General features: G+C 69.4%; 14 protein-coding genes. 4 read left to right on the forward strand and 10 right to left on the reverse strand.

All coding sequences use genetic code 11. The features are described from left to right. The first annotated feature begins 128 nt into the window (after nt 1–128). Nucleotides 129–599 (forward strand): hypothetical protein, encoded by a 471-nt coding sequence (locus J7E87_RS33455; RefSeq protein WP_215098420.1) that lies wholly within the window; start codon nt 129–131, stop codon nt 597–599. Nucleotides 600–688: 89 nt separating this feature from the next. Here the strand turns inward: J7E87_RS33455 and J7E87_RS33460 are convergent, their stop codons facing one another. The 3 genes from J7E87_RS33460 to J7E87_RS33470 all read right to left on the reverse strand — a co-directional run bounded on the left by J7E87_RS33460 (nt 689) and on the right by J7E87_RS33470 (nt 4,021). Next, entirely contained in the window at nt 689–1,462 is a 774-nt protein-coding gene (locus J7E87_RS33460; protein WP_215098421.1) for a DUF6227 family protein, read from the reverse strand. A gap of 185 nt (nt 1,463–1,647) precedes the next feature. After that, the gene (locus J7E87_RS33465; protein ID WP_374195255.1) at nt 1,648–2,739 is read right to left on the reverse strand and encodes a P1 family peptidase; all 1,092 of its coding nucleotides are present in this window, start codon (nt 2,737–2,739) and stop codon (nt 1,648–1,650) included. A gap of 70 nt (nt 2,740–2,809) precedes the next feature. Further along, nucleotides 2,810–4,021, reverse strand: a complete 1,212-nt coding sequence (locus J7E87_RS33470; protein WP_215098423.1) for a low temperature requirement protein A — start codon at nt 4,019–4,021, stop codon at nt 2,810–2,812. Between the two features lie 718 nt (nt 4,022–4,739). On the opposite strand from J7E87_RS33470, the gene J7E87_RS33475 reads away from it, so the two are divergent. Beyond that, the gene (locus J7E87_RS33475; protein WP_215098424.1) at nt 4,740–4,946 is read left to right on the forward strand and encodes a hypothetical protein; all 207 of its coding nucleotides are present in this window, start codon (nt 4,740–4,742) and stop codon (nt 4,944–4,946) included. Between the two features lie 16 nt (nt 4,947–4,962). Here the strand turns inward: J7E87_RS33475 and mscL are convergent, their stop codons facing one another. The 6 genes from mscL to J7E87_RS33505 all read right to left on the reverse strand — a co-directional run bounded on the left by mscL (nt 4,963) and on the right by J7E87_RS33505 (nt 10,844). After that, nucleotides 4,963–5,427, reverse strand: coding sequence for a large conductance mechanosensitive channel protein MscL (gene mscL, locus J7E87_RS33480; protein ID WP_215098425.1), 465 nt, complete (start codon nt 5,425–5,427; stop codon nt 4,963–4,965). 132 nt (nt 5,428–5,559) lie between these two features. Continuing rightward, nucleotides 5,560–6,153: an RcpC/CpaB family pilus assembly protein gene (locus J7E87_RS33485; protein ID WP_215098426.1), complete on the reverse strand. Its 594-nt coding sequence runs from the start codon at nt 6,151–6,153 to the stop codon at nt 5,560–5,562. 208 nt (nt 6,154–6,361) lie between these two features. Further along, the gene (locus J7E87_RS33490; protein ID WP_215098427.1) at nt 6,362–7,240 is read right to left on the reverse strand and encodes an S-methyl-5'-thioadenosine phosphorylase; all 879 of its coding nucleotides are present in this window, start codon (nt 7,238–7,240) and stop codon (nt 6,362–6,364) included. A gap of 76 nt (nt 7,241–7,316) precedes the next feature. Further along, the gene (locus tag J7E87_RS33495) at nt 7,317–7,667 is read right to left on the reverse strand and encodes an FmdB family zinc ribbon protein (RefSeq protein WP_215098428.1); all 351 of its coding nucleotides are present in this window, start codon (nt 7,665–7,667) and stop codon (nt 7,317–7,319) included. Nucleotides 7,668–7,736: 69 nt separating this feature from the next. Next, nucleotides 7,737–9,032 (reverse strand): MFS transporter, encoded by a 1,296-nt coding sequence (locus J7E87_RS33500; RefSeq protein WP_215098429.1) that lies wholly within the window; start codon nt 9,030–9,032, stop codon nt 7,737–7,739. A 300-nt stretch (nt 9,033–9,332) separates the two neighbouring features. After that, nucleotides 9,333–10,844, reverse strand: a complete 1,512-nt coding sequence (locus J7E87_RS33505) for a potassium/proton antiporter (protein WP_215098462.1) — start codon at nt 10,842–10,844, stop codon at nt 9,333–9,335. A gap of 220 nt (nt 10,845–11,064) precedes the next feature. Here J7E87_RS33505 and J7E87_RS33510 point away from each other — a divergent pair, with 220 nt between their 5' ends. Beyond that, nucleotides 11,065–13,797 (forward strand): penicillin acylase family protein, encoded by a 2,733-nt coding sequence (locus J7E87_RS33510; RefSeq protein WP_215098430.1) that lies wholly within the window; start codon nt 11,065–11,067, stop codon nt 13,795–13,797. Here J7E87_RS33510 and J7E87_RS33515 read toward each other — a convergent pair. Beyond that, complete coding sequence (locus J7E87_RS33515; RefSeq protein ID WP_215098431.1) at nt 13,787–14,407, reverse strand: 5-formyltetrahydrofolate cyclo-ligase; 621 nt, start codon at nt 14,405–14,407, stop codon at nt 13,787–13,789. The genes J7E87_RS33510 and J7E87_RS33515 overlap by 11 nt on opposite strands. A 94-nt stretch (nt 14,408–14,501) precedes the next feature. Between J7E87_RS33515 and galU the strand changes: the two genes are divergently transcribed. Beyond that, entirely contained in the window at nt 14,502–15,404 is a 903-nt protein-coding gene (gene galU / locus J7E87_RS33520; RefSeq protein ID WP_215098432.1) for a UTP--glucose-1-phosphate uridylyltransferase GalU, read from the forward strand. The last annotated feature ends 4 nt before the right edge of the window (nt 15,405–15,408 follow it).

A 15,408-nucleotide genomic window follows, 5' to 3' on the forward strand; every position in this document is an offset into this window, starting at 1 on the left:
GGCCGAGGTTAAGGATCAAGCTGAGAAGGCCCGGCCGTGGTCACTGCAGTAGAGCCGTGGTCACTGCAGTAGAAGGGAGAAGTCCATGAGGGAGAAGCCCGTGAGGAGAAGCCAGTGAGGAGAAGCCAGTGATCCCGGCGGCGACACACCCCGAGCTCCAACGGCTGGAACCCCTCGTGGGTGAGTGGCTGATGGACGCGTCCATCGACGGCCGACTCGTGGCACGCGCCAGGACGACCTTCGCATGGCTGGCGGGCGGAGCCTTCCTCCACCAGCACGCGGATCTGGAGCCGGACGCGTCCATGCCCAGCGAATGGCTGGACAACGCGCCCTTCCCGGTCGAGTCGGTCATCGGACTGGACGACGCGGCCGGCACGTTCACCATGCTCTACGCCGACGGGCGCGGAGTCTCCCGGGTCTACGAGACCGACGTACAGGACGGGATCTTGACGATCCGGCGGGCCGCACCCGCCTTCCACCAGCGCTTCGCCGGCACGATCGGCGCAGACGGCAGGACCATCACCGGCCGCTGGGAAGGGTCGGGCGACGGTGAGACGTGGACGTACGACTTCGATGTGACCTACCGGAAGGTCACCTGACCGACGCAACTGCCGATCACCTATTGGCTGACGCATCATCGGCTGACGCATCATCGGGTGACGCATCCGTGGGCTGAGGCATCCGTCGGCTAACGCACCCGCGCCCGGAGCTCCATCGCCTCCCGCGCGGTGTGCTCCGCGCCGTACACCTCGCACATATGGCGGCCGTCCGGCGTCGCCGTGTGCTCAACCTCCCACAGGCTCGTCTCCGTCCCGTCAAGCAGCAGGAACGCGTGCTCGTAGAGGGTGAAGCCCGCGTCCCTGCCCTCCACCCGGCGCTGGCGGCCGAAGACCTGAGTGATGTGGTGGGCGAACGCGGCGCGCAGCAGTCTCGCGGTCTCCTCGCCCGGCCGGTCGGCGTTCTCCGCGCGGCGCAGCACGCGGCGGGCGTGGTCCGCTGAGTTGTCCGGGACGTACGTCCGGGGGAGCGGGGCGGGCGGCGTCGCCATCAGGCTGGCGAGAAGCTCCAGGTCGGCATCCAGGTCGGCGCCCGGATCGGCGCCGGGATCCAGGCCGGGGCCCGCGTCCGGTCCGGCGAAGCCCGGGAACCCCGCGGGCAGCCGTGAGGCGGCCAGGCGGGCTTCCGACTCCTCTGTGTACAGCTCGTGCTGCTCCGCGCCGCCGCGCCCGGTGTTGTGCACCAGCTCCCACAGGACCAGGGAGCTGCCGTCGCTGAGCAGATAGGCATGGCGGTACGTCGCGCGGTGCAGCGCGGGGCTGTGGTGCGAGGAGTGCAGCGAACTGGCGTGCGCCAGAGCCGACTCCAGCCGTTCGACCGTGGCGTCGGGCAGCTCGAAGGAGTTGAGCGCCCGACCGAGGAGTCGCTCGAGGTGCGTCTCGGTTGTCTCGTACGGATCGTTCAAGATGGGTCTCCAGGCCGTCGCCGCAAGTCACTTGGTGATTGCTAAACGTAGCCCCTGGGTCTGACAACGCGTCCCGGGTTCGGGAAAACGAAGGGGGTGTGAGGGAAGTTCCCGCGCGTTCACGCGTGTTCCCGCGCATCCGCCGGGGTTTCCGTGCGCCGGGGCCAACTGACTTACTGCGTACGTCAGTTGATGTCGTACAGATCTCGGTACGCAGGAAACACCCCGCCCGGTCCCTCGACGCCGTCGGCCGTGAGCACGGCCCGCACGATCGCTCGGGTCACCACGTCCGCGCCCGCCGCCAGCACCTCGTTGAGGGCGAGCGGGGCGGAGGCGTCAAGAGGGACCGCGCCCGTGGCGAGGGTGAAGACGGTGTCCCCGTCGTTGAGGAGATGGACGGGGCGTACGGCGCGCGCGATGCCGTCGTGCGCCGTTCCCGCGAGCTTCTGCGCCTGGGCGCGGGTGAGGTCGGCGTCGGTGGCGACTACGGCGAGGGTGGTGTTGAGCGGGGGCTGCCCGTTGCTCTCGCGCGCCTCGGTGAGGCGGAGCTGGGCCGCGGCGTGGACGTCGGGGGAGGGGTAGACGACGCGGCATGCGAAGTACTGCCCGTACAGCGCGCCCGTCCGCGGATCGACCGCCGAGCCCGCGGCGTTGGCCACGACGAGCGCGGCGACGGTGACCCCGGAGTCCAGGACGGTGCTCGCGGTGCCAATACCGCCCTTGAACTGCCCAACGACCGCGCCGGTGCCCGCGCCGACGCCGCCCTCCTCGACCGGCGCGCCCTCGTCCGTACGGGCTGCCGCCTCCACCGCGGCGCGTCCCGTCGCGGCGTCCGGCCTGGCCCGCCAGTCGCCGCCGCGCCCCAGGTCGAAGACGCAGGCGGCCGGGACGACCGGCACCACGTGCGAGGGGTCGGGGCCGACGCGGACGCCGCGGCCCTGCTCCTCCAGCCAGGCCATCACCCCGGCGGCGGAGTCGAGGCCGTACGCGCTGCCGCCGGTCAGTACGACCGCCTCGACGCGCTGGACCAGATTGCGGGGATCGAGGGCGTCCGTCTCCCGGGTACCGGGGCCACCGCCGCGTACATCGACGGCGGCGATCGCGCCGCCCGTGGGTGCGAGCACAACGGTGGTGCCGCTGAGGGCACGGTCGCCGGGCACGCGGGCGTGGCCGACCCGAAGACCGGCCACGTCCGTGAGCCCACCGTCCGCCGGTCCTCCGGCCCGTCCTGCGGCCCATCCGCCTGCCAGCGTGTCATGTCTGTCCATAACGCCCATGCGTATCACGGCAGTTGCGTCGGGGACTGTCAGTCGGTGGCATGGCGGCCGGGCGGTCGTTGGTCGGTCGTCAGGCGGTCGCCCCACGGGCAGCCGTGGGGCGGGCGGCGAGCATCACACCGACCGCGACTGTCGCAGCGGTGACGAGCCCGGTGGCCAGGACGGCCCAGTCCCCCGCGTATGTGCAGGCGAGGACTGCCAGGGTCGCGACGGGCACGGTGAGTTGCTGTGGCAGGGTCCGTTCGAAGTAACGCTCGTGCAGCAGCCAGACCGTGAACAGGAAGAGCGCGACCGGGACGGTGACGGCGGCATTCGCCGCGAACGCGGAGATGTGTGCCTTGCCCATCACGTGTTCGATCGAGACCTCGATGCCCGCGCCGATCGCTGCGGCGGATCCGAAGATCAGGACGTGTCCGTAGCCCCATGGAATGGCCTGCCGATTGGAGACCAGCCGCTCGTGCGCCGGTACGGCGAAGTAGATCCACCACGCGGAGAAGATGATCAGTAGCCCGCCGCCCGCGATGGGCAGCAGCTCGCCGAGGGCCTCGTTCTCGTTGAGCGCGGACTGTACGGCGATGGTGCTCGCGAACATCGTCTCGCCCAGCACGATGATGGTGAACAATCCGTAGCGTTCGACGATGTGGTGCGGGTGCCACGGTGTCTGCTGGCTCCGCTCGGCGACCAGCGGGATCAGCAGCTCCGCGGCGGCCACAACGATGAACAGCCACCGTTTGGCCCCTTCGGGCACGAACAGCAACCCCACCCAGGCCAACTGGCAGACCACCAGGCTGGCCGTGTACTTGAACGCGGTCCTCCGGGCCGGTCCCTCCTCCGCGGCCGCCGCCCGCAGCCACTGGGTCGTCAGCGCGACCCGCATGATCAGATAGCCGATGACGGCGATGGTCCAGTCGTTGTCGTTGAAGGCGCGGGGCACGCCTGCCGCGTAGACCAGTACGCCGGCGATCTGCACCAGGGTCGCGATCCGGTACGGCACGTCGTCGACGTCGTACGCCGAGGCGAACCAGGTGAAGTTCATCCAGGCCCACCACACGCCGAAGAAGACATAGCCGTAGCCGATGACGCCGGCGCCCGGGTGGCCCTCGGCGAGCGCGTGGACGAGCTGCACGCCGGCCTGTGCCACGGCGACGACGAAGCAGAGGTCGAAGAAGAGCTCCAGCGGTGTGGCGGCGCGGTGCGCCTCGTCGCGGCTGCGGGGGGTCATACGACGCATCGGCGTGGAGGCGTCTGAGCCGATGGGGCCTGGGCCGGATGTGGACGTCATCTCACTAGCACAGCAGAACGAGGCGAGGCTGACCGGCGAGACGCGCCCCGCGCGCCGGGGACTCCGGGCTCCGCGCGCCGGGGACTCCGCGCTCCGGGCGCCCGGGGGACCCCGCGGACTGGGCAGGCGGGCGGACCTCTCGGACCAGGCTGGTCCTGCAGGCCGGGCGGACCTCGCGGACCGGGCAGGCGGGCGGACCCCTCGGACCGGCGGGGCCGCGCGGAACGGGTGAGCCGGGCGGACCCCTCGGACCAGGCGGGCCGGGCGAGAACAGGGCGCGGGCCCTGCGTGCCGGAGGGGGCCGGGCGGACGACCAGGCCGGCCTCCGCGGAACGGGCGAGCGGGTGAGCCCCTCGGACCGGGCCGGGCGGACCGGGCTGGCCCCGCTGAACGGGCGCGCGGGTGAGCCCCTCGGACCGGGCGAGAGCCGGGCGGCCGCCGGAGCGAGTGGGCCGGGCGGCTGTCCTGGGCCACCGGCGAGATCCGCCCCACCAGTGGTTTCGGCGACCGGCGCATCCCGGCACACCGGTGCCGACAGCGACGGGGCATCCGGCACACCTGCCCGGGCCCGAGCGGGCGGCGAGCCGCGGATTCCGTACACCCGCCCGGGATCCGGTGCCGGCAACGACCGGTGGACCCGGCGCACCTGCCCGGGCCCCCCGTGCCGGCAGCGAGCCCGCCCGGCTCGACCCTGCCCCCGTCGCCGTACCCTGGACGTATGAGCACCGCCCCCGCCCCCGGACCGCGTGATGCGAAGCAACCACGGCAGCAGTCCCCGAAGCCGAAGCTGATCTTCGACGATCCGCTGGACCAGCAATCCGCGGACGATACGGACCGTGGGTGGGGCGAGCGGCCTCTCGCGGGCGGCGACAGCGCCGCCGACCTGGCGCACTTCCTCGACGAGAAGCCGCCGCATCACATTTGAGCCTTCGCCGCCTGCGCTACCGGTCGTGGCCCGATGCGCGCTGCGCCACGACCGCGTCGCGGATCTCCTTCAGGACCTCGAGCTCGGTCAGCTCGACCACTTCCTTCACGCCTTCCCTGGCGGCCTCCCGCTCGGCCCTCCTGGCCAGGTACTTCGACATGGGCAAAACCATCAGGAAGTAGACGACGGCCGCGGTGATCAGGAAGGTGAGCGTGGCGCTGAGCACCGAGCCCCACAGGATCTGGATGCCGTCCACCTCGCCGTTCACCGTCTTGCAGGTGCCCTTCAGGCAGGAGCTGTAGGAGTCGAGCGCCTTCGTCCCGAACGCGCCGACCACCGGGTTGATGACGCCCTTCACCACGGAGTTCACGATCTGGGTGAACGCCGCGCCGATGACCACGGCGACGGCCAGGTCGATCACATTCCCGCGCATCAGGAAGACCTTGAAGCCCTCCAGGACGCTGACCTTCTTCTCGCTCACCACTGAGCCTCTCTTCACATGTGCGGGACAGGGATCCAAACGCTCCGAAACCTACGTCAGCGCGTAACCGCGCTGTCCAATCCGCACATGAGAGCAGGCGACCTGGCGACCTGTCCGTACGAGCACGAGCAGTCAGCACACCGTCACCGCCAGCCGGGATGTCGCCCCCGCGCCCACCAATGCCGCGGCCGTCGCCCGTGGCACGGACAGCACAACCAGCGCACCACTGTCCGGAGAAGAGCCCTCAGCGGACGGCTCGCCCGGCCCGGGGACTTCGTCCACCCTGACCCCCGACGCCACCACACGCGCCTCGGGCCCTTGCCCCGCAGGGGAGTTGGCAGCGGCGATCACATCGACCCGGTCTCCCCGGCGCAGCAACCGGACCGTCGCGGCATCCGCGATACGCACCGGAGCCGACACCATCTCCGCGGCGGGCCGGCGCTCACGTTGCGGTGCCGCGCCGAGTGTTTCCGCCCCGGAACCGTCCGCGCCGCGAGCGCCCGAAGCAGCAAGCGCCGCCGCCGTCATGGCGAGACCGGCCGCCAGAGCCCGCCGTCGCCTGCGCATCGCCCGCCGCAGCCGATGCGCCCCGCCGCGCACCCGCAACGGAGCGAACGGGGGCACACCGAGCGGCTCGGGCGCGGGGGAGGGAGGGAGAGAGGACGGAACAGAAGGAGGAACAGAAGGAGGAACAGAAGGAGGAACAGAAGGAGGGAGAAGCGACATGACACTCACCGCCCGTCGTGAGGAGTGGAGTTGAACTGATCACCCGGACCTATCACCCGGACCGATCACTCGGACCGACCGCCCGGACCGATCACCTGGTCCGACCGCGTGGTCCGACCGCTCCTCACCATCCACCCTCCGCCCGCATCCCGCAGACGCCTGTGGACGACCCCGGCCCGGTGGACAACTCCCTCACCCGGGCGAGCGATTACGGCAGCTGAATCCCCGGATCGAGGCCGCCCAGCGCCCGCGTGCACAGGCAGTCCCGCTCCCCGTCCGCCGGCAGCCCCGCCACCGCGTCGAACAGCACCGTCCGCAGCCGGTCCACATTGGCGGCGAAGACCTCCATCACCTCTTCGTGGGAGACGCCTTCGCCCGACACGGCACCCGCGTCCAGGTCCGTCACCAGCGCCATCGACGTGTAGCAGAGCGCCAGTTCACGGGCGAGCACCGCCTCCGGGTGCCCGGTCATGCCGACCACGGACCAGCCCATCGCCGCGTACCACCGCGATTCCGCCCGGGTCGAGAAGCGCGGCCCCTCGATCACCACCAGCGTCCCGCCGTCCACGGGCTCCCATTTCTGCCCGCGGGCCGCCTCCAGCGCCGCCTTGCGCCCGTCGTGGCAGTACGGGTCGGCCGGTGACACATGCACGACGTTCGGGATCGTCCCGTCCGGCAGCGGCAGCCCGTCGTAGAACGTCTGCACACGCGACTGCGTACGGTCCACGAACTGATCCGGTACGAGCAGCGTCCCCGGCCCGTACTCCGGCCGCAGTCCGCCCACCGCGCACGGGCCCAGCACCTGCCGTACGCCCACCGACCGCAGCGCCCACAGATTCGCGCGGTAGTTGATGCGGTGCGGCGGCAGATGGTGGCTGCGTCCATGCCGTGGCAGGAAGGCGACCCGCCGCCCGGCGATCTCGCCGAGGAACAGCGAGTCGCTGGGACTGCCGTACGGAGTGTCCACCTGGATCTCGGTGACGTTCTCCAGGAAGGAGTAGAAGCCCGAGCCGCCGATCACACCGATCTCTGCGGTCGGGGTATTCGCAGTACTCGCAGTACCCGCGTCGGTCGCGTTGGTCGCCATGGCGGTCACACTATCCGTACGCGAAAACGCCAAGGGTCCCCGCCGTGCGCAACGGCGGGGACCCTGGAAGCAGACCTCAGGCGGCGGAGCTGCCGCTGGAGCTCGTGGACGAACTCGAAGAGCTCGACGAACCCGATGAAGAGGAACCCGAAGACGAGGCAGACGTGGAAGCCGCAGGCTTCGACTCCGACGACTTCGAGTCGGAAGCCTTCGCGCCCGACGCCGTCGCCGGCGAGCTGCTGGACGACGACCCACGGCTGTCGTTCCGGTAGAAGCCGGACCCCTTGAATACGATGCCGACCGCCGAGAACACCTTCTTCAGGCGTCCCTCGCAGCTGGGGCACACGGTCAGTGCGTCATCGGTGAACTTCTGCACCGCCTCGAGGCCCTCGCCACATTCGGTGCACTGGTACTGGTAGGTCGGCACTTTGTCTTCCTCCTGGCACTCTCACTCAATGAGTGCTAACGACGGTCCATAGTGACGTATTCCGCTGGATCAGTCCACTGTCACCGGCACTCGGTGACCCATCCCACGCGCCGCGATCCGCCCGGAAGCCCTCGCGGAGAGCCGCGATCGCAGCGCCACAAGGGTGATCAGGGCCAGCACGGTGCCCACCAGGGGGACCAGGAATCCGGCGCTCGCGCCGTGTTCGTCCGTCAGTTGTCCGGCCACCGTCACAGCTGCCGCCTGGCCGAGCGCCACCGCGCCCGTCAGCCAGGTGAAGGCCTCGGTACGGGCCGAAGCCGGCACCAGGGATTCGACCAGGGTGTAGCCGCTGATCAGGGCGGGCGCGATGCACAGGCCGACCAGCAGCCCGAGCCCGGCCAGCAGTGCCACGGAGTGCACCGCCCACAGTGCGGAGGCCGCCAGCGTCAGCCCGGCGTAGCCGAGCACCATGCGCCGCCGCGGCCCGCTCTTCCAGGCGATCGCGCCGCAGGCGATGCCCGCGAGCATGTTTCCGGCTGCGAAAACTCCGTACAGCAGACCGTTGACACCGGGGTTGCCGATCTCCTCGGAGAAGGCGGTCAGTGCGACCTGCATTCCGCCGAAGACCGAGCCGATGCCGAGGAAGGCCGCGGCCAGCACTCGCACCCCCGGAATGGACAGGGCGGAGACGTGCGGCTCGGCGGCTGTCGCCGCTGGCCGGACCGCCGGCTGCGTACGGCTCTGGGCCGCGAAGAAGAGACCGCCGGCCAGCGTCAGCGCCGCCTCGGCGATCAGTCCCGCCGCCGGGTGCACGCCCGTGCACAGCGCGGTCGCGAGCACCGGTCCCACCACGAAGGTGAATTCGTCCGTCACGGACTCGAAGGCCGCCGCCGTCGACATCAGTGGCGAGCCTCCTCCAGCGCTCTCGGCCTGAGAGGTGTTCCGGCCGAGCATGGCGGCCCAGCGGGCCCGCACCATCGGGCCGACCTGCGGTAGAGACGCACCTGTCGGCACGGCTGCCGCGAACAGCGCCCAAAGGGGCGCGTCCGCCAGCGCGAGCGCCGTCAGGGCGGATACGGAAGCGGCGTGCACCAGCACGCCCGGCAGCAGGACGGCCCGCTGCCCGAACCGGTCCGCGAGCTTGCCGCTCTGCGGTGCGAACAGCGCCATGGAGACACCGGTGAATGCGGCGACGGCGCCGGCGCTGCCGTAGGAACCGGTGGTGTGCTGGACCAGCAGGACGATGCCGATGGTCAGCATCGCGAAGGGCTGGCGTGCCAAGAAGCCGGGGAGCAGGAACGTCCAGGCGCCGGGGGTGCGCAGGAGTTGCCCGTACCCAGGACGGGTCTCGACCGTGGATGCCACGGTCCGTGCCTTTCTGCCGCCTGGTGGCGCTCCCCTGGTGCGCGTCGTACTCGTCATACGAATCGCGTCGTACGAGACGCGTCGTACTCGTGATACGAGACGCACGGGAGCCGCCGAGAGCTGTCCTCTTGCGCGGATCTGCGGTAGATACCGGGGCCCACTGCAAGGGCTCCGCGGCCGCCATACGGTCGCGCCAGCTCTGCGTCAGGCAGAGTTGGTCGATCAGTGTGCCTTCATGCTACAGGCAGATCTCGCAATTGTGCCTGGGAAATGGGCCACATCCCAGAGGTACGCCTGCGATTAGCCGGATCTTCCTCGGCCGTTTCCGCTTGTCCCCAGCCAGTCGGCCAGCTTTCCGCCTTGTGCCACCGCCCGTAGCCGCCGTTCCGCCGCGTCCCGCACCGGATCCGTCGCCACCACAAGCAGCTCGTCGCCCCGCCGCAGGACGGTCGACGGCAGCGGTACGAAGCTCTTCCCCTCCCGTACGACCAGGGTCACCGCAGAACCCGCGGGCAGCCGCAGCTCCGCGACCTCCACGCCGTGCATCTTCGACTCCTGGGGGACCGACACCGAAAGCAGATGTCCGCGCAGCCGCTCCAGCGGCGCCGACTCGATGCCCAGATCGGCGGCGTCGGCCGACCCGCTGAGGCCCAGCGCTCTCGCCAGCCAGGGCAGCGTCGGCCCTTGCACCAGGGTGTAGACGACGACCAGGACGAAGACGATGTTGAAGACCCGGCGGCTGCCGTCGATGCCGTAGACCATCGGGATCGTGGCGAGAATGATGGGCACGGCGCCGCGCAGCCCCGCCCACGACATCAGCACCTGTTCCTGCCATGGAATCCGGAAGGGCAGCAGGCTGACGAAGACCTCCAGCGGCCGCGCCACCATGGTGAGCACCAGACCGACCACAATCGCGGGCCAGAAGTCCTTGAGCAGCTCGTGCGGGGTCACCAGCAGGCCGAGCAGTACGAACATGCCGATCTGGGCGATCCAGCCGAGGCCTTCGGCGAATCCGCGGTTGGCCGGCGCGTGCGGGAGTCTGGCGTTCCCGAGGATCATCGCGGCGAGGTAGACCGCGAGGAAGCCGCTGCCGTGCGCCATGGCGCCGGCGGCGTAGGCCACCACCGCGATCGCCATCACAGCGATCGGGTACAGACCCGACGCGGGCAGCGCGACATGCCGCAGCCCGAAGGCGCCCAGCCAGCCCGTCGCCAGGCCGATGGCCGCGCCGATCGCCAACTCCAGCGCGATCTTCCCGATCAGTACGTACCAGTCGTCGATCGGCCCCGCCGTCGAGAAGGCGATCACCAGGATCACCACAGGGGCGTCGTTGAAGCCCGACTCGGCCTCCAGTACACCGGCCACCCGGGGCGGCAGCGGCACCTTGCGCAGTACGGAGAAGACGGCGGCGGCGTCCGTCGAGGACACGACCGCGCCGATGATGAGCGCCTGCCGCCACTCCAGCCCGACCAGATAGTGCGCGCCCGCCGCCGTGATGCCCACGCTCACCGCGATGCCGACGGTCGACAGCATGACCGCCGCGGGCAACGCGGGTTTGATCTCCTTCCACTTCGTGCTCAGGCCACCCTCGGCCAGGATCACCACAAGCGCGGCATAGCCGATCACTTGGGTCAGCCTGGCGTCGTCGAATCTGACGTCGAAGATGCCGTCCTGCCCGATCGCGATCCCGATCCCGAGATACAGCAGCAGGCTGGGGAGCCCACTGCGGGACGAGATGCGCACCGCCGCGACGGCGATGAGCAGAACGAGCGAGCAGATGAGCAGGAGTTCGTTGAGCTGGTGGACAGTCAGTGGCCGATCCTTCCCCTCGCGCGTACATGCCGGACCGTTCCTCCGACAGGCGACACTTCGTTACCTTACCTAATCTTTAACGTTTCCTTGATGCGGTCGATCATCTGTGCGGGTTGAGGGCCGGGTTGCCGCCTATCGGATACCGCGTCCGGACGGGTGGAGTGCTGCGCCTACAGTTGCTCCAGCACTCCAGGACCACCCTGCCCCTCGAAGGACAGCGATGCCCGCCAACACAACCGCCTCTTCCCCCAAGAAGAAGAAGGGGCGACGCGCCCGCCTGCTCGTGATCGTCCTGGTGCTGGCGCTTGTCGCGGGTGTCGGATACGGCACGTACTGGAGCATCAGTACCGTGCGCGCCTCCTTCCCGCAGACCGCCGGGACGCTCAAACTCGACGGTCTTCGCGGCCAGGTCGACGTCAAGCGCGACAATTACGGCATCCCGCAGATCTACGCGGACAGCGACGAAGACCTGTTCCGCGCCCAGGGCTTCGTCCAGGCGCAGGACCGCTTCTGGGAGATGGACGTACGCCGCCATATGACGGCCGGCCGGCTCTCCGAGATGTTCGGCTCCGAGCAGGTCGAGACGGACGCCTTCCTGCGCACCCTCGGCTGGCGCCGGGTGGCGCAGAAGGAGTTCGACACCAAGCTCACGCCGGAGACGAAGAAGAACCTCCAGGCCTACGCGGACGGCGTCAACGCCTATCTCAAGGGCCGCGGGGGCAAGGACCTTTCCGTCGAGTACGCCGCCCTGTCGTTCGCCAACGACTACAAGCCCGAGCAGTGGACGCCGGTCGACTCGGTGGCCTGGCTCAAGGCGATGGCCTGGGACCTGCGCGGCAATATGCAGGAGGAGATAGACCGCTCGCTGCTGACCAGCAGGCTCACCGAGAAGCAGATCAAGGAGCTGTACCCGTCGTATCCGTACGGGCGCAACAAACCGATCGTCGAGACGGGCGGAATCAACCGCGCCACCGGGAAGTTCGACCCGGACGCCAAGCCTTCTGACCTCTCCGGCGGCGACGGCGGAGTGAACAGCCCGGCAGGCGCCGCCCAGGGACTGAACTCCCAGCTGGCCGCGCTGTCGAAGACCCTGGACACGATCCCGGCGCTGCTCGGCCCCAGCGGCAGCGGCATCGGCTCCAACTCCTGGGTCGTCTCCGGCAACTACACGACGACCGGCAAGCCAATGCTGGCCAACGACCCGCATCTCGCGCCGGCGCTGCCCTCCCTCTGGTACCAGATGGGGCTGCACTGCCGTACGGTCTCGGCCTCCTGCCAGTACGACACCGCCGGCTACACCTTCTCCGGTACGCCCGGCGTGATAATCGGTCACAACCAGGACATCGCCTGGGGCTTCACCAACCTCGGCGCGGACGTCACCGACCTCTACCTGGAAAAGCTCGCCGGCGACAGCTACCAGGTGGGCAACCAGGAGACGAAGCTGGCCATCCGCAAGGAGGTCATCAAGATCGCGGGCGGCGGCTCCAAGACGATCACGGTCCGCTCCACCGGTCACGGCCCGCTGGTCTCCGACCGCAGCAACGAGCTGGAGAAGGTCGGCCAGAAAGCCCCGGTCTCCAACGCCGCACCGGACCGTGGAGCCGGTTACGCCGTGGCCCTCCAGTGGACCGCCCTGGAGCCCGGCAAGACGATGGACGCGGTCTTCGAGCTCAACCGCGCCAAGGACTTCAAGACCTTCCGCGCGGCCGCCAAGAACTTCGAGGTTCCCTCGCAGAACCTCGTCTACGCCGACTCCAAGAACAACATCGGCTACCAGGCCCCCGGCAGGATCCCGGTCCGCGCCCAGGGCGACGGCACCATGCCCGCTCCCGGCTGGGACCCGAAGTACAAGTGGAAGGGCGTCATCCCCTTCGATGAGCTGCCCTACGAGTACAACCCCGAGCGCGGCTATGTCGTCACCGCCAACCAGGCGGTCGTCGACGCGGAGAAGTACCCGTATCTGATCACCAAGGACTACGGCTACGGCGTCCGCAGTCAGCGGATCAACGACCTCATCGAGTCGAAGGTCCAGGGCGGCGGCAAGATCTCGACCGAAGACATGCGCACCATGCAGATGGACAACAGCAGCGAGATCGCCAAGCTGCTCACCCCGTATCTGCTGAAGATCGACGTCTCGGACGGCCATGTCCGCGAGGCGCAGAAGCTGCTGGAGGGCTGGGACTACACCCAGGAGCAGGACTCCGGGGCCGCCGCGTACTTCAACGGGGTCTGGCGCAATGTCCTCAAGCTCGCCTTCGGCAACAAGCTGCCCAAGGAGCTGCGGGTCGAGGGCGAGTGCCTCAACGTCCGCCCGGCAGACAGCTCGGCCCCGGACGACGAGCTGAGCGAGCCGGTGCGCGAGTGCGGCCAGCGGGACACGGCTTCGGCGCAGCCGGACGGCGGCGACCGCTGGTACGAGCTCGTGCGCAGGATCCTCAAGGACGAGAACAACGAGTGGTGGAAGTCGCCGGCCAGCCGTACCGACTCGGCCACCACCACGCGTGATCAGCTGCTAGCGCGGGCCATGGAGGACGCTCGCTGGGAGCTGACGGCCAAGCTCGGCAAGGATGCCTCCCGCTGGAGCTGGGGCCGGCTGCACCAGCTGACGCTGAAGAACCAGACGCTCGGCACCGAGGGTCCCGGCTTCCTGCAGTTCGTGCTCAACCGCGGACCGTGGAATCTGGGCGGCGGCGAGGCCGCGGTCAACGCCACCGGCTGGAACGCCGCGGGCGGCTACGGAGTCGTCTGGGTGCCGTCGATGCGGATGGTCGTCAACGTCGGCGACTGGGACAAGTCCCGCTGGATCAACCTGACCGGTGCGTCGGGGCACGCGTACAACGCGCACTACACCGACCAGACGGACAAGTGGGCGGACGGCGAGCTCCTCGACTGGGCCTACAGCTCGCAGGCCGTGTCCCAGAAGACTGCCGACACCCTCAAGCTCACCCCGTAGAGTCCTTCGAGTCCGTCGGGCCTGTGAAGCGCCTGACGGCCTCGGGGGTCACCACCGCGTCCACGGGGTGGTCGTGCGGTTCGCTCGGGACCCGCGCGACCACCTCGTTCGCGTACAGCAGCACCACCAGCGCCGGGTCGGCGCCGGCCCCCGAGAGGCGGGCGAGGACCCGGTCGTACGACCCGCCGCCGCGGCCGAGCCGCATACCGCGGGTGTCCACGGCGAGCCCCGGAAGGAGCACGGCATCCGCATCCAGCACGGCGCCCACGCCGAGCCGCGCGCCGTCCGGCTCCAGCAGTCCACGCCCCGCGCGCACCAGATGTTCCGCGCCCTCGTACACTCCCCAGTCCAAGTCGTTGTCCGCCAGCAGGACCGGCAGCAGGACGCGTACGCCCCGCGCGCGCAGCGCGTCGAGCAGCTCGCGGGTGCCGGGTTCGTGCCCGACGGAGACGTATGCGGCAACCGTGCCCGCTTCCGCCAATTCCGGAAGATCAACTGCCAGTCGGGCGAGAACCTCGGCGGCCCGCTGGACGTCCTCGGGCGGCAGTAGGCTCCGGGCGTTGAGGAGTTCGCGTCGAACCGCACTCTTTCCGGACAAGTCACCGCTCATTACCCGTTCACAAACCTCTCGTACATGTCTTTATGAGCCGGAAGTTAACCGGAGGCTCATCTTCGGCCCATACTCGACGGATATGGTGCTGCGCATGACTCAGTCGCACCCCAGGATCAGCAAGGCTGTCATCCCCGCCGCAGGCCTCGGAACCCGGTTCCTGCCTGCCACGAAAGCCACTCCCAAAGAGATGCTGCCTGTCGTCGACAAGCCCGCGATCCAGTACGTCGTCGAGGAAGCGGTCGCGGCCGGTCTCTCCGACGTGCTCGTGATCACGGGCCGCAACAAACGGCCGCTCGAGGATCACTTCGACCGGAATTACGAGCTGGAAGAGACGCTCACCCGCAAGGGCGACGCCCGCCGGCTCGCGAAGGTCCAGGAGTCGAGCGACCTCGCCACCATGCATTACGTCCGCCAGGGCGATCCGCGCGGCCTCGGTCACGCCGTGCTCTGCGCCGCCCCGCACGTCGGCGACCAGCCTTTCGCGGTCCTCCTCGGCGATGACCTGATCGACCCGCGCGATCCGCTGCTGGCCAGGATGGTCGAGATCCAGGAGCGGGAGGGCGGCAGCGTGATCGCGCTGATGGAGGTCGACCCCGCCCAGATCCATCTGTACGGCTGCGCGGCGGTCGAGACCACCGGCGAGTCCGATGTCGTCAAGGTGACCAACCTGGTCGAGAAGCCCGACCCGTCAGAGGCCCCCAGCAACCTCGCCATCATCGGCCGCTATGTCCTTGACCCTGCCGTCTTCGACATACTTCGTGAAACTGAGCCGGGGCGGGGCAACGAGATCCAGCTCACCGACGCACTCGAGAAACTCGCCGAGGACGAGAAGGTGGGCGGACCGGTGCACGGGGTGATTTTCAAGGGCCGCCGTTACGACACCGGCGATCGTGGGGACTATCTGCGGGCGATTGTCAGACTCGCGTGCGAACGTGAAGACCTGGGCCCGGAGTTCCGGACCTGGCTTCGCAGTTATGTGACCGAGGAGATGTAACACC

Origin of the sequence: Streptomyces sp. ISL-1, assembly GCF_018614585.1 — a bacterium.
Classification (GTDB): domain Bacteria; phylum Actinomycetota; class Actinomycetes; order Streptomycetales; family Streptomycetaceae; genus Streptomyces; species Streptomyces maoxianensis.

What these genes read in the sequence shown, in the direction of transcription:
- galU (WP_215098432.1), top strand. Translation starts at nt 14,502, where the DNA reads ATGACTCAGTCGCACCCCAGGATCAGCAAGGCTGTCATCCCCGCCGCA.
- J7E87_RS33470 (WP_215098423.1), bottom strand. Translation starts at nt 4,021, where the DNA reads ATGACGTCCACATCCGGCCCAGGCCCCATCGGCTCAGACGCCTCCACG.
- J7E87_RS33515 (WP_215098431.1), bottom strand. Translation starts at nt 14,407, where the DNA reads ATGAGCGGTGACTTGTCCGGAAAGAGTGCGGTTCGACGCGAACTCCTC.
- J7E87_RS33510 (WP_215098430.1), top strand. Translation starts at nt 11,065, where the DNA reads ATGCCCGCCAACACAACCGCCTCTTCCCCCAAGAAGAAGAAGGGGCGA.
- J7E87_RS33475 (WP_215098424.1), top strand. Translation starts at nt 4,740, where the DNA reads ATGAGCACCGCCCCCGCCCCCGGACCGCGTGATGCGAAGCAACCACGG.
- J7E87_RS33465 (WP_374195255.1), bottom strand. Translation starts at nt 2,739, where the DNA reads ATGGGCGTTATGGACAGACATGACACGCTGGCAGGCGGATGGGCCGCA.
- J7E87_RS33485 (WP_215098426.1), bottom strand. Translation starts at nt 6,153, where the DNA reads ATGTCGCTTCTCCCTCCTTCTGTTCCTCCTTCTGTTCCTCCTTCTGTT.
- J7E87_RS33490 (WP_215098427.1), bottom strand. Translation starts at nt 7,240, where the DNA reads ATGGCGACCAACGCGACCGACGCGGGTACTGCGAGTACTGCGAATACC.